Genomic DNA, 13628 nt, shown 5'->3' on the forward strand with positions numbered 1-13628 from the left:
TCTATTCCCGGCGCCCAGATCCCCGGCAGTTGCGCGAACAACTGCCGGGCAATCGGAATGGCTCTTACGGGCCGCATCAAGCGCTTGAATGAGCGACATGGGCCAGCGGCGTCGGATCGCTCAGGCGCATCTAGATCAGACCCCGGCTTCGATGATGGCGCGGGCCAGGACCGGGATGGTAGCCTGGTTCAGGCCGGCGATGTTGATGCGCGAATCGCCCACCATGTAGATGGCGAACTCTTCCTTGACCTTGGCGACCTGCTCGGGCGTGGCACCAAGGCGCGAGAACATGCCGCGATGGCTTGCCACGAAGTCAAAGCGGTCCGACCCGGACAGGGTGCGCAGCTCGGCGGCCAGTTGCTGGCGCAGGTCCAGCATGCCGCGGCGCACGGCCTCAAGCTCGGCCATCCAGTCGGCACGCAGCGCGTCATCGGTCAGGATGGTCGCGACGATCTTGGCACCATGGAAGGGCGGGAAGGAATAGGTCTGGCGGTTCAGGAAGGCCATCGCCCCCTGCGCCAGATCCTTGGTCGCCTTGTCGGTGCACAGCGCCAGCAGGCAGCCGGTGCGTTCGCGGTAGATGCCAAAGTTTTTGCTGCACGAGGCGGCGATCAGCACTTCCGGGATGCGCGCGGCGATCAGGCGGGTGCCGGCGGCGTCCTCTTCCAGTCCGTCGCCAAAGCCCTGATAGGCCAAGTCGATCAGCGGCGTCGCGCCGGTCTGTTCAAGGATGGTCGCGACCTCGGCCCATTGCTCCAGCGTCAGGTTGGCGCCGGTCGGGTTGTGGCAGCAGCCATGCAACAGCACCACATCGCCCTTTTTCGCCGCCGAGATGTCAGCCTTGAGCCCGTCGAAATCGACGCCGCGCGTGGCCGCATCGAAATAGCGATATTCGACGACCGGCACGCCCATGAAGTTCATGATCGAGACGTGGTTCGGCCAGGTCGGGTTCGACACGAAGACGCGCAGATCGGGGTTTGCCATGCGCGCCAGTTCCAGCGCCTGACGGATGGCGCCGGTGCCGCCGACGGTGGCCAGCGCCGCCGTGGTTTCGGGCTTGTACAGATCGCCAAGGATCAGCTTGCCCATGGCCTGCTGGAACTCGGGCTCACCGGCAAGGCCGGCATAGGATTTGGTGGTCTCGGTCTCCAGCATGCGCTTTTCGGCGTCCAGAACCGCGCGCATGATCGGCGTGTGGCCGGTCGCATCCTTGTAGACCCCGACGCCAAGATCGATCTTGCCCTGACGGGGATCGGCCTTGAATTCGCCCATCAGGGCCAGGATCTTGTCGGGGGCCTGCGGTTTCAGATTGCCCAGCATTCACGCGTCTCCGGTTGCGATTTTAAGGTCCGGGAAGCTGCCCCATTCGGCCCAGCTTCCGTCGTAAAGCGAATGATCCCGATGCCCGATGCGGTCCAGCGCCAGAAACAGCGAGGCCGCCGTCACGCCCGAGCCGCAGGTGGTGACGACCGGCCGGGTCAGATCGACGCCGGCGGCGACGAATTCGGCCCGCAGCGCCTCGGGGGATTTCATGGTGCCGTCGGCCTCATAGAGCCGGCCAAAGGGCAGGTTGCGCGCGCCGGGGATATGGCCCGCGCGCAGGCCGGGGCGCGGTTCGGGCACCTCGCCGCGGAAACGGGCCTCGCCCCGGGCATCGACGATCTCGTGGCTTTCAAGCTTGCTGGCCGAGGCGACCTGCGTCACGTCGCGCACGAGGCCGGCCTGACGCTGCACGGTGATGTGGCGGTCGCGCATCACCGGCGGCATGTCCTCAAGCGGGCGGTCCTCGGCGCGCCATTTGGCAAGGCCGCCGTCCAGCACCGCCACATCGGTCTTGCCCATCAGCCGGAAGGTCCACCAGACGCGGGCGGCGGAATGCACGGGCGAATTGTCATAGATCACGACCTGATGGCCGTCGCCGATGCCCATGGCGCGCATGCGGCTGATGAACATCTCGGGTTGCGGCGCCATATGCGGCAGGCCGGAACGCTTGTCGGCGATCTCGTCCAGATCAAAGAACCGCGCGCCGGGGATATGCCCGGCATCGTATTCGGCGCGGGCGTCGCGGCCCGGTTCCAGAAACCATGTGGCGTCGATCACCCGCAGATCGGGGTCGTTCAGATGCGCCGCCAGCCAGGCGGTCGAAACCAGTGTTCTGGGATCGTCGGAATCGCTGGTCATCGGCCTTCCCTTCCTCCGGTTGACGCAAGGCGCCATCCATGTAACCGGACGGGTTGGGCGCCGCAATCGCTGTTCGCCCTAGCCCTGCTTCAGCAGCCGCTGTTTCTGCCGGTTCCAGTCACGCTTGGCGTCGGTTTCGCGTTTGTCGTGGTTCTTCTTGCCCTTGGCGATGCCGATCTTCAGCTTCACCATGCCGCGATCGTTGAAATACATCACCAGCGGCACCAGCGTCATGCCCTCGCGCCCGATGGCCTGCCACATCCGCGACAGTTCCTTGCGCGAGACGAGAAGCTTGCGCTTGCGGCGTTCCTCATGGCCAAAGACGCCGGCCTGTTTGTAGGCGGCGATATAGCCGTTGATCAGCCACAGCTCGCCCCCCTCGACCGAGGCATAGCTTTCGGCGATATTGGACTGGCCGGTGCGCAGCGACTTGACCTCGGACCCGGTCAGCACGATGCCGACCTCCAGATCGCTTTCGATGAAGTAATCGAAGCGCGCCCGGCGGTTCTCGGCGATGATCTTGTAATTCGGGTCGGACTTGGCTGCCATGATCGGGCAGAGATAGGGCCAAGCCTGGGCTCTGTAAAGGCTTGGCCGCTGTTGCGCGGCACCAATCGGCTAGCCGCGCAACTGCACCAGCAGCGCCTCGACCCCCTGCACCACGTCGGTCCATGTGGTTTCGAACCCGTCCGAACTGCCGAAATAGGGGTCGGTGACGGATTGCCCCTCGCGGCCGGGCACGTGATCCATCAGCAGCGACAGCCGGTCCACGGCATCGGGCGGCGCCAGCTGGCGCAGCGCGGCCAGATTGTCGCTGTCCATGGCGACGATCAGGTCGAAGCTGCGGAAATCGCGTGGCTGCACCTGCCGCGAGCGCAGGCGCGAGATATTGATGCCATGGCGCGCCGCGATTGCCTGCGCGCGGCGGTCGGGTTCGGATCCGACATGCCAGTCGCTGGTCCCGGCCGAATCGATGTGCAGGTGCAGATCCTCGGCCTCGGCCCGCTGGCGCAGCGCGCCCTCGGCCAAGGGGGATCGGCAGATATTTCCCAGACAGACAAACAGCACGGACTTGCGGTCCATGATTCCCCTCGGCGCCGCCGGGCATATGCTTGCCCCGCAGCGGCAACCTAGCCCAGAGTAACGACAAGGCAAGAGGAGATCGGCAATGCGGCACGGCGGGCAGATTCTGGTGGATGCGCTGGCGGTCAATGGCGTCGCGCGGGTGTTCTCGGTTCCCGGTGAAAGCTTTCTGGCGGCGCTGGACGGGCTTTATGCCTCGGGGATCGCCAATATCGTCTGCCGGCACGAAGGCGGCGCCGCGATGATGGCCGAGGCGCAGGGCAAGCTGACCGGCCGCCCCGGCGTGGCCTTTGTCACGCGCGGGCCCGGCGCCAGCAATGCCAGCGCAGGCGTGCATGTGGCGCGGCAGGATTCGACGCCGATGATCCTGTTCGTCGGCCAGATCGCGCGCGGTGACCGCGACCGCGAGGCGTTTCAAGAGGTGGATTACCGGCAGATGTTCGGCGGTCTGGCGAAATGGGTGGCCGAGATCGACCAGACCGAGCGCATCCCCGAATATGTCGCCCGCGCCTTTCATCTGGCGATGTCGGGCCGGCCCGGTCCGGTGGTGTTGGCCCTGCCCGAGGATATGCTGAGCGCGCGGGCCGATGTGCCGGACCTGTCGGCCTTTCGCCCCGCGCTGCCCGATGTCGCCGACAGTGCCGTGGCGGCGCTGGCCAAGGCGCTTTCTGCGGCCGAGCGCCCGCTGGTGGTGCCGGGTGGCACGCTGTGGTCGCAAGCGGCGGCAGAGGATCTGGCGCGATTCGCTGTGGCCTGGGGCCTGCCGGTCGCGGTGCCCTTTCGCCGGCAGGGGCATATGGACAATGCCCATCCGAATTACGTCGGCGATCTGGGCGTGGGCATGAGCCCGGCGCTGGGGCAGGCGTTGCAGAAGGCCGATTGCATTCTGGCGCTGGGATCGCGGCTGGGGGATACGCTGACGCGCGGCTATGAGCTGATGGACCCGGTCAGGCCGCATCTGCGGGTCATCCATGTCCATCCCTCGCCCGATGAGCTGGGCCACCTCTGGGCGCCCGATCCCGGGCTGGTGGCCGATCCGCGTGCGGTGGTCGCGGCCTTGGCGCGGCTGCCGGCGCCCCGGCGCTGGGACGATTGGACCCAATGCCTGCGCCGCGCCTATGAGGGCTGGCAGCAGCCCCGGGCGACGCCCGGCGCGGTGCGGATGGAGGATGTGATCACATGGCTTTCGGCGCATCTGCCCGAAGATGCCGTGCTGACCAATGGCGCCGGGAACTATGCGGCGTTCATCCACCGCTATTTCCGCTTCCGTCGCTTTGGCAGCCAGCTTGCGCCGACCTCGGGCTCGATGGGCTATGGCCTGCCCGCAGCCATCGCGGCCAAGCTGCACGATCCCGGCCGCAGCGTGGTCTGTCTGGCCGGAGACGGTTGCCTGCAGATGACCGTCAACGAGCTATCGACCGCTGTGCAGCATCGTGCCGGGGTCATCGTCATCGTCGCCAACAATGGCCGCTTTGGCACCATCCGCATGCATCAGGAACGCAGCTATCCCGGTCGCGTCTCGGGCACCGATCTGGTCAACCCGGATTTCGCCGCGGTGGCCCGCGCCTATGGCGGCCATGGCGCGCAGGTGACGCGGCAGGATCAGTTCGCCCCGGCCTTTGCGCAGGCGCAGGCGCATGTGCGATCCGCAGGCACGCCGGCGGTGATCGAGCTGCGTCTCGACCCCGAGGCCCTGTCGACCGGCGCCACCCTCTCCGAGACCCGTGCCGCCGGCGAGGCGCTGCAAAGCCGCGCCTGAAGCGCGGCTATTTCAGCACCAGCACCAGCAGCGCCGCCATCGCGGCATTGGCCGGCACCGTGATCAGCCATGCGCCAAGGATGCCGCGCACATAGGACCGGCGCACCAGATGGCGGCGGCCGCGCTCTTCCTCGGGCATGGGGGCGCGGCGCCGGCTTTGGGCGCGGTCGCGCTGCTCGCGCCAGAAGCCGACGCCGAACACGCCGCCGACCGCGATATGCGTGGTCGAAACTGGCAGCCCGGCCAGCGAAAAGCCCAGCACCGTCAGCCCCGCCGACAGGGTGACGCACAGGCTGCGCGCCGGGTTCAGCCGGGTGATGTTGCTGCCCACCATATGCACCAGCCGGCCACCGAACAGCAGGATGCCGACGCCGATCCCCAGCCCCGACAGCGCCATGACGGCGTGCTGCGACAACAGCGGCTTGTCACTCTGACCGACATGACTCAGCACGATGCTGAGCGGGGCGGCGATGGTCGAGGTGTCATTGGCGCCATGGGCAAAGCCCATGACCAGCGCCGCCACGATCAGCGGCAGGCCCAGCAGCGCCTTCAGCGCCTTGCTGTCCTTTTCGCCCTGCCGGATCTGCAGGCCAAGGGTGCGATGGGCATAGACCGCGCCCAGCAGCCAGCCGGCCCCGGCCAGACCCAGCACCACCGGCCAGCCCAGCCCGCCATAGAACAGCGCCGCAACGCCGATCAGGATGCCGGCGGCGCAGGCCACCATGACCGTCAGCCAGATCCGCCCCGAGGGCAGCGGGTCGTCCTTGTCCAGCACATGGCGGTGCAGACTGGCCAGCAGCGCCGCCGCCAGCCCGCCCGAAACGATCGGCGACACCAGCCAGCCAAGGGCGACGACACCCAGGGCCGGCCAGTTGACCGAGGCAAAGCCATAGGTCGCCATGCCGGCGCCGGCGATGGCCCCCACCACCGAATGCGTGGTCGAGATCGGCGCATCCAGCCATGTCGCCACGCTGATCCATGTCGCGCCGCTGGCTAAAGCGGCCAGCATCATCAGGGCCGTAGGCGAGCCCTGACCCAGATTGTTGCCGACCAGCCCGGCGGCAAGGGTCTGGGTGACGGGGCCGCCGGCGATCACCGCCCCGGCCACATCCATCATCGCCACCAGCCACAGGCCGGCGCTCAGCCCGATGGCCCCGGCGCCGACGGCGGGGGACAGGGCGTTGGCCACGTCATTGGCGCCGATCGACAGCGCCAGATAGATCGCGATCGCCACCGAGGCCGCGACGATCCCCAGCGCCGGCTGTCCGGCCAGCACCGTCGCCGCCGTCTCGGCCGCAGCGGCGATGAACACCAGCGCCAGCCCAAAGCGCACGCGCGGCCGCGCCAGCGCCAGCGCCGCGTGCTCGGCATTGCTCATCCGGCCCAGATCCTTGTCCAGGATGCGGTAGTCCCGCTCGGGTCGCTGGCTCATCCGGCCTGACCGTCGCCCGGGCGCGGCTGCGGCCCGGAAAAGGGCAGCCTGCGCAGCAGCGCCTGCAATCCGACCTCGGCAACCATCTCGGCGGCGCGCGCCGGCGCGAACCAGCGCCGCTTGCGTTCCTTGGATTCGGGATAGCGCTCGGCCAGCTCATCCACCGACATCGCATAGACCCGCACCTGGACCGGGATGGCAAAACCGCGATCCTGCAGCTTGTCATAATGATAGGTGCCGATCTCGGCCTGCTCGACCGATCCGCGCACGCCGGCCTCTTCCCAAGCCTCTTGGGCGGCGGCCTCGGCAAGGCTGCGGCCTGCCATCGGCCAGCCCTTGGGCAGGATCCAGCGGCCGGTGTCGCGGCTGGTCACCAACAGCACCTGCCCCTGCGCATCGCGGCACAGCGCCGCCACCTGCATCTGCGGCGGCTTGCGGCCCAGCAATTTGCCCAGTTTGTCGCGCATGATCCTGTTCATTCGTCGCCCTCCGGCTGGCGGATGCGGCCGCGCAGGTTCTTGACATCGCCCCGTTGTGTCTTGGCAGCCAGACGGCGGCGCTGACTGCCCAATGTGGGGCGGGTGGCGATGCGCTTGCGCGGCGCGGCAAGCGCGCTGCGGATCAGTTCGGCCAGCCGTTCGCGTGCGATCTCGCGGTTGCGGGCCTGACTGCGGGTTTCCTCGGCGCGGATCAACAGCGCGCCATCCTGCGTCCAGCGCCGCCCGGCCAGACGGCGCAGGCGCTGCTTGACGGCCTCGGTCAGATGCGGCGAACGCTCTGCCTCGAACCGCAGCTCGACCGCTGTTTCGACCTTGTTCACATTCTGACCACCGGGTCCCTGGGATCGGCTGAATTGCTCCGACAGCTCCCACTCTGCAATGAATAATGTATCACTAATACGCAACATGGTCGGAATATGTGGCAAAACCCGTCGGAAAAAAGGCGTCAACCGCCATTCACGCAGGAATTACGGCGATTGCAACCGGATTGCCGCAGTATCTGATGCTCCTGTCGCGTCGATGACCGTCAATTCGGCAAAACCCGGGCCGGGGCTGTCCAGTTCCGCCTCGGGCCGGGCCGAGGCCAGCACCGCAGGCACCCCGTTCACCAGAAAGCTCCACGGCCCCTTGCCGCCGCGCGCCTTGGCGATCAGGCGCGGACCGGCCTCGATCTCGGCGCCGTCGGGCGGGTAGGTCAGGCGCAGGGGATCGGGGCTGGCCGGCCGCGACAGGGTGGCGCTGGCCTCTCCCGGCGGGGCAAAGCGGCGCAGCGCCAGGGGCAGGGCGCTGCCCGGCACGGTCAGCACCTGCGGCGGTGGTGGCGGCAGCGCGACCGAGGGCAGCGCATCGAACAGATCGAACAGAACCGGCGCGGCCAGTTCGCCGCCAAAGGCGCCCGGCACCGGCGTCCCGTCCGGCCGGCCCAGCCAGACCGCGCCGACATGGGCGCCGTCATAGCCCAGCGACAGCGCATCGCGATGCCCATAAGAGGTGCCGGTCTTGTAGGCCATCACCCGCTGGCGCACGCCATGCGGGGCGGGATTGCCCGACAGGATCGCGCCGACCTGCCATGCCGCCGCCGGTCCGAACATCGGCTGCGGCAGCGGCGCAGACTGCCCCGGCAGCGCCGAAAGACCGATCCCCTGCCCACCGCGCGCCAGAGCCGCATAGCCCTGCGTCAGCCCCTCCAGCGTGACGCCGCCGCCGCCCAGCACCAGGGCCAGCCCCGGCGTGTCGCCCGGCAGGCGCAGCGCCACCCCGCCGCGCGCCAGCGCCTGCGCAATGCGATTGGGCCCCACCGCCTCGGCCAGCTTCACGACCGGGATGTTCAAGGACCAGATCAGCGCATTTCTCAGGCTGACCGTGCCGCGGAAATGATGGTCGAAATTCTGCGGCTGCCAGCGCCCAAAGGCGGTGGGCCGGTCCTCGATCAGCGTTTCGGGATGCGCCAGCCCGTCGTCAAAGGCCAGCCCATAGACAAAGGGCTTCAGCGTCGATCCGGGCGAGCGCCAGGCCCGGGTCATGTCCACGAACCCGGCCGAGCCTCCATCGGTCCAGTCCGCCGCCCCGACGTCGGCCAGAATCTCGCCATTGCGGTGATCGGCCAGCACGATGGCCGCCGACAGACCCGGCCGCCCGCGCACCGCACGCGGGGCCAGCTCCTCGGCGCGGATCTGCAGGCGCGGGTCGATCGTGGTTTCGATGCGACCGGCGCCCGGATGCTCGCGCATCAGCCGTGCCGCCAGCAGGGGCGCGCGGGCCGGAAAGGCGCGGCGCTGGCGCGGCACCGGCTCGGCCATGGCGGCGCGGGCATCCCCCTCCGAGATCAGCCCCACCGCCGCCGCCCGCGCCAGCACCCGGTTGCGCGCCGCCCGCGCCGCCCCGGGGAAACGATCCGGCCGGCGCGCCTCGGGCGATTGCGGCAACGCGACCAGCAGCGCGGCCTGCGCCGGGCTCAGCCGGCGCGGCTCCTTGCCGAACCATTGCAGCGCCGCCGCTCTGACACCTTCGACATTGCCGCCATAGGGCGCCAGCCGCAGATACAGGCCCATGATCTGCGCCTTGCTCAGCCGCCGCTCCAGCGCCAGCGCCAGCCGCATCTGCCGCAGCTTGCCGCCCCAGACGCCGGTGGTGCCCTCCTCCAGCAGCCGCGCCACCTGCATGGTCAGCGTCGAGCCGCCCGAGACTACCCGTCCATGCCAGACCGCCTGTCCCCCGGCGCGCAACAGCGCCAGCACATCGACGCCATGGTGGCGTTCAAACCGCCGGTCCTCCCAGGCGGTCAGCATGTCCAGGAACAGCGGGTCGACCGGACCGGCATCCAGCCGCCAGCGCCCATCGGCCACCTGAAACGCCCGCAGCAACGAGCCGTCGCGCGCCAGCACTTCGACCCCCACCGGCACCTCCAGCCGGGGCAGCTGGGTGGCGGCGATCCAGTCATCGAACCGATCCCGCGCGCCCGCCGCCAGCCCAAGGGCCAGCACGGCGGCGCAGATCGACAGGGCAAGGCGGCGTGGTCTCATATCCCCTGCTTACGCCCTCCGGTCTCGGCTCCGAAAGCCCGCACCCGCCGCCACCTCGCGATGCCCTGCGGCTTTCACCATTTCCCAAATACCCATGCCAAGCCTGCGGTCAGGCGGCTACCTCGGCCCGTCCTCGCCAAACAGCCCCTTCAGCCCGCGCGCGATCAGATTGCTGACCGCCGGGCGCGGCTGGTTGACAAAGGGCAGCGGCCGGCAGACCTCCATGGCGGCGATGCCAACGCGGGCGGTCAGAGCGCCGTTCACCACCCCCTCGCCAAAGCGTTTCGAGACCTTGGCCAGCAGCCCGCCGCCCGCCATCGTATGGATCAGATCATCGCCCGCCGCGACGGCGCCGGTGGCGATCAGATGCGTCATCACCGTGCGGGCCAGTCGCCAGCCGCCCACCGCGCCCGCGCGGCCACCATAGATCTCGGCCATGCGCCGGATCATGCGCAGGTTCGCGGCCAGCGCCGCGATCACATCGGCCAAAGCCAGCGGGATCAGCGCGGTCGCGGCGGCGACGGTGCGGGCAGCGGCCTCGATCTCGCGCCGGGCCTGCTGGTCCAGTGGCGCCAGCAACTCCGTCTCGGCCAAAGCGATCAGGCTATGGGCGTCATAGGCCTCGGGCTTGCGCTCGCGCACCCGGCCCAGACCCCATTCCAGTTCGGGGCGGTGGCGATACAGCCCCTCAAGCCGCGTCACAACCTCTTGCGCCGATTTCACATCACCCGAGGTCATCGCCGCCCCCGCCTGCCGGTTGATGCCATCGATGGCGGCAAAGCGCGCCCATGCCCGGTATTCGCGCACCGCCATCGCCAGAGCCGCGATGCAGAACAGCGTCAGCAGCCCGATGCCGATCCAGCCCAGCAGCGGATAGGTCCGCAGCAGGTTGGTCAGATAGTTCAGTGCCGCGACCGACAGGAAAAAGGTGAACAGTGCCACGCCGCTGTTGATGAAGAACCGCGTCAGCGGCGAGGGGCCGCTGCCGACCAGCCGCGCCACCAGTTGCATGGTGCGTGGTTGCGGCAGGCCCGGGGCCTCGCCCGCGTCCACCGGCGGCGCATCGGCGGGCGAGGGGCCAGCCTCTCGCAGCTCGCTGCGCGGCGCACGGCGCTCGCGATTGTCCGTGCCGCGCGGCGCGTCGGCGGCGGGGGCATCTGTCACGTTGCCGGGTGGGTTTTCCAGCATCACCGGCCGCTCGCTGGGCGCGGTCGTGCCCAGTTCCACCAGCAGCGGGCCGCGTCGCTTTCCGTTCTCAGACATGACCTCTCCTCAGATCTGGTCGCCGATCAGGAATTCGGCGGCGCGGTCCAGCCGGATATGCGGCGGCCCGTCGCCCGGGCGCAAAGTGCTGCGCGCCGGGGCGAAGTCCATGATCGCGTAATCGCCGTCCAGCCAATGCACCGCGCCCTGACTGGCCGGCACCAGCAGCTCGGCCGGATTGGCCGGCAGCTCGCCCGGATAGAACGCTGCCTGCCGGCCATCCATCAGCGTGCCGCGCACCGCCGGCAGCTCGTCGCCGTCCTGACGGATCATTTCCTCGGTCGTGGTGCGCAGCGAGGCGATGGACATGGCCTCGGTCCGTGCCCCCGAGAAATCGGCCCGGTCGCGCGCCTCGCGCAGCATGGCGCCCGTGATCGCGGTCAGGCGTGGGTGCTGGATGTGGTGCAGGTGATCGGCCTTGGTCGCGGCAAACAGGATGCGCGACACCCGGCGAGAGCCCAGAAGCTGTGACAGCCAGCCCGCGCGACCGGGGCGAAAGGCGGTCAGGATATCGGCCATGGCGCGGCGCATGTCCTCGACCGCCTGCGGCCCGGCGTGGATGGCGCCCAGCACATCCATCAGCACCACCTGCCGGTCGATGCGGGCGAAATGATCGCGGAAGAACGGCTTGACCACGCGCGACCTGTAGGCGCCGAAGCGGCGGGCGAATTCGCGGCCCAGCGGCGTGCCGGCCATGTCCGGCGGCAGCGGCGTAAAGGTCAGCGCGGGCGAGCCTTCCAGCTCTCCGGGCATCAGGAAGCGGCCGGGCGTGCAATCCGACCAGCCGGCGTCGCGCGCCTGATGCAGATGCGCCGTATAGGCCGTGGCCAGCGCCTGCGCGGCCCTTTCGTCGAAATTCTGCGGATCGGTCGCGGCCAATGCGGCGCGAAACGCCTCGGCCCCCGGGCGGCCCTCGATACGGCCCAGAACCTCGACCGACCAGGCGTCGAATTCCCGGTCCATCAGCCGCAGGTCCAGAAGCCATTCGCCGGGATAGTCCACGATGTCCAGATGCATCACCTGCGTGCCGCGCCAGCCCGAGATCAGCCCGCGCGGCTGCACCCGCAGCGACAGGCGCAACTGGCTGACATGGCGCGTGCCCTCGGGCCAATGCGGGTCGGGGCCGGTCATCGCGGCCAGATGGCGTTCGTAATCGAAACGCGGCACGGTATCGTCGGGCTGCGGCTGCAACCACGCCGCCTTGATCGAGCCATCTGCCGCCGCGCGCAGCGCCGACATGCGGCCCCGGTCCAGCAGGTTTGCCACCAGCGAGGTGATGAACACCGTCTTGCCGGCGCGCGACAGGCCCGTCACTCCCAGCCGGATGACCGGGTCGGACATCCCCAACCCCTGCATCAGATCGTCGGCAAGTCCCATTCCCGTCCCTCGCATGTCGCCCGGTCAAGATAGGCAACGCCGTCAGGGATGTGTAGGGCTTCAGGTATAGAGCGTCAGATAGCTGTTGATCACAACGTCGAGCGAGCCGCGGTCGACCTTGTTGCCGTCGAGGTCGGTAAATATGGTGTGGTCGTTCAGCACCTCGCCGTCACCCTCGCTAAACTCGCCCTCGTGGATGCTGCCATCGGACCATTCCTCGCGGTAGCGGTCGGTCTGGAAGCCGATGTTGAGGCCGGTGGCGTTCTCGATCCGCATCACTTCGTCGGTGCCAAGCCGGATGATGGTGTCGCCGTCCTCTTCCGCCACCGAGACATTACCGAAGCGGTCGCTGTCGTCACCCGCCTCGGCGGGCGGGCTATTGATGCGCAGCCAGTCCTCGGCGGGGTTGAAGTCGGTGACGGTGGCGTGTTCGCGACTGTCCACGAAACCGTCCATGCGGTCGGCACCGCTGCCGCCGGTTATGGTGTCGTCCGTATCATAGCCGATGAGGTCGTTGCCATCGCCGCCGTCCAGGCTGTCGCTCGATGCGCCGACGCGCCAACGGTAACCGTCCTGCGCCGTGCTGGCATGGGCGCCGACGGCATCATTGCCGACCAAACTGTCGTCGCCGGCCCCGCCGATCAGCGTGACCGAACTGCGATCTAGATAAGAATTGGTCAGCAGGTCGTTGCCGCCGCCGCCATCGACTCGCGACCCCTCGCGCGCCACGAAGCTTTCATCGCTGTTATTGCCCGTGAAATCGGCGCCGTCATGCAGGCGAAAGCGCAACCCGTCCGCCGTCTCGCTGCGCCCGGTCACCACATCGCCGCGTCCCAGCACGATCTCGCTGTTGCGCAGGCCGGCCACGTCGATATGGTCCGCGCCGTCGCCGCCATTGATGACCATGTTGTCACCCGAGGCGCGGATCGAATCGTTGCCGGCATCGCCCAGCACCAGCGCGCCGCTGCCCGAGACGATCATCTCGTCATCGCCGTCGCCGCCGCGACCAACCACGGCGAAATCGCCGCGTCCTTCGCCGAGGTCGCCCGGCTGGCTGTGCAGTTCGATCCGGTCATCTCCGGCGTCGCCCTGGGCATGGATGCCGCGTCCGCTGCCGATGATGGTGTCCGCGCCCTCGCCGCCGCGCGCCAATACCACACCGGGCGGTACAGCGCCGGGCGAATACGGATCCCAGTCCGGCCAGCCGTTCCACTGCCCGTCGTCGGGCGTCAGGTTGGTGCCGTCGTGGTAATGGCTGGCGTTCTCGGGCGAGCCGACGGTGATCAGGTCATCGCCGTCGCGGCCCATGACCCGGCCATGATAGCCATCGGGCGCGCTCAGCGTGTCGTCGCCAGCCGTGCCGTCGGTCTGCGGCTCGGGTTCGGGCCGGGGCGCGGAATTGTCCGTCTCCTCGTCCTCGTGCTGAAACAGGTCGGCAAAGGCCGCCGCGCCAAGCGGAAGCAGGAAAAGCAGCAGCCATTCGCTCATGGAAAAACCTCTGGTCTTGCACG

General features: G+C 68.7%; 12 protein-coding genes. 1 reads left to right on the forward strand and 11 read right to left on the reverse strand.

Annotated elements, in window-relative coordinates:
* Positions 1-135: 135 nt before the first annotated feature.
* The 4 genes from GL279_RS02415 to GL279_RS02430 form a co-directional block, all read right to left on the reverse strand.
* Positions 136-1320: an amino acid aminotransferase gene (locus GL279_RS02415; protein ID WP_155063024.1), complete on the reverse strand. Its 1185-nt coding sequence runs from the start codon at positions 1318-1320 to the stop codon at positions 136-138.
* Positions 1321-2181 (reverse strand): 3-mercaptopyruvate sulfurtransferase, encoded by an 861-nt coding sequence (sseA, locus tag GL279_RS02420; RefSeq protein ID WP_155063025.1) that lies wholly within the window; start codon positions 2179-2181, stop codon positions 1321-1323.
* A gap of 78 nt (positions 2182-2259) precedes the next feature.
* On the reverse strand, positions 2260-2730 hold the full coding sequence (gene smpB, locus GL279_RS02425) for an SsrA-binding protein SmpB (RefSeq protein WP_155063026.1): 471 nt from the start codon (positions 2728-2730) through the stop codon (positions 2260-2262).
* Between the two features lie 69 nt (positions 2731-2799).
* A complete protein-coding gene (locus tag GL279_RS02430; RefSeq protein WP_155063027.1) occupies positions 2800-3264 on the reverse strand; it encodes a low molecular weight protein-tyrosine-phosphatase in 465 nt (154 codons plus the stop codon).
* Between the two features lie 85 nt (positions 3265-3349).
* Here GL279_RS02430 and GL279_RS02435 point away from each other — a divergent pair, with 85 nt between their 5' ends.
* On the forward strand, positions 3350-5023 hold the full coding sequence (locus GL279_RS02435) for a thiamine pyrophosphate-binding protein (protein ID WP_155063028.1): 1674 nt from the start codon (positions 3350-3352) through the stop codon (positions 5021-5023).
* A 7-nt stretch (positions 5024-5030) separates the two neighbouring features.
* On the opposite strand, the gene GL279_RS02440 is transcribed toward GL279_RS02435, so the two are convergent.
* From GL279_RS02440 to GL279_RS02470, 7 genes are all read right to left on the reverse strand, one after another.
* Positions 5031-6455 (reverse strand): inorganic phosphate transporter, encoded by a 1425-nt coding sequence (locus GL279_RS02440; RefSeq protein ID WP_155063029.1) that lies wholly within the window; start codon positions 6453-6455, stop codon positions 5031-5033.
* Positions 6452-6922 carry an NUDIX hydrolase gene (locus GL279_RS02445; RefSeq protein ID WP_246175091.1) on the reverse strand — a complete coding sequence of 157 codons (471 nt, stop codon included), beginning with the start codon at positions 6920-6922 and terminating at the stop codon, positions 6452-6454. Before GL279_RS02445 ends, GL279_RS02440 begins: the two co-directional genes overlap by 4 nt.
* A gap of 8 nt (positions 6923-6930) precedes the next feature.
* A complete protein-coding gene (gene arfB, locus GL279_RS02450; RefSeq protein WP_155063031.1) occupies positions 6931-7362 on the reverse strand; it encodes an alternative ribosome rescue aminoacyl-tRNA hydrolase ArfB in 432 nt (143 codons plus the stop codon).
* A 60-nt stretch (positions 7363-7422) separates the two neighbouring features.
* Positions 7423-9477, reverse strand: a complete 2055-nt coding sequence (gene pbpC / locus GL279_RS02455) for a penicillin-binding protein 1C (RefSeq protein ID WP_155063032.1) — start codon at positions 9475-9477, stop codon at positions 7423-7425.
* A 117-nt stretch (positions 9478-9594) separates the two neighbouring features.
* Entirely contained in the window at positions 9595-10740 is a 1146-nt protein-coding gene (locus tag GL279_RS02460; RefSeq protein ID WP_155063033.1) for a YcjF family protein, read from the reverse strand.
* 9 nt (positions 10741-10749) lie between these two features.
* Positions 10750-12117 (reverse strand): YcjX family GTP-binding protein, encoded by a 1368-nt coding sequence (locus GL279_RS02465; RefSeq protein ID WP_155063034.1) that lies wholly within the window; start codon positions 12115-12117, stop codon positions 10750-10752.
* A 60-nt stretch (positions 12118-12177) separates the two neighbouring features.
* The gene (locus GL279_RS02470; RefSeq protein WP_155063035.1) at positions 12178-13605 is read right to left on the reverse strand and encodes a calcium-binding protein; all 1428 of its coding nucleotides are present in this window, start codon (positions 13603-13605) and stop codon (positions 12178-12180) included.
* Positions 13606-13628: the final 23 nt, after the last annotated feature.

The sequence above is a fragment of the Paracoccus limosus genome (assembly GCF_009711185.1).
GTDB lineage: Bacteria > Pseudomonadota > Alphaproteobacteria > Rhodobacterales > Rhodobacteraceae > Paracoccus > Paracoccus limosus.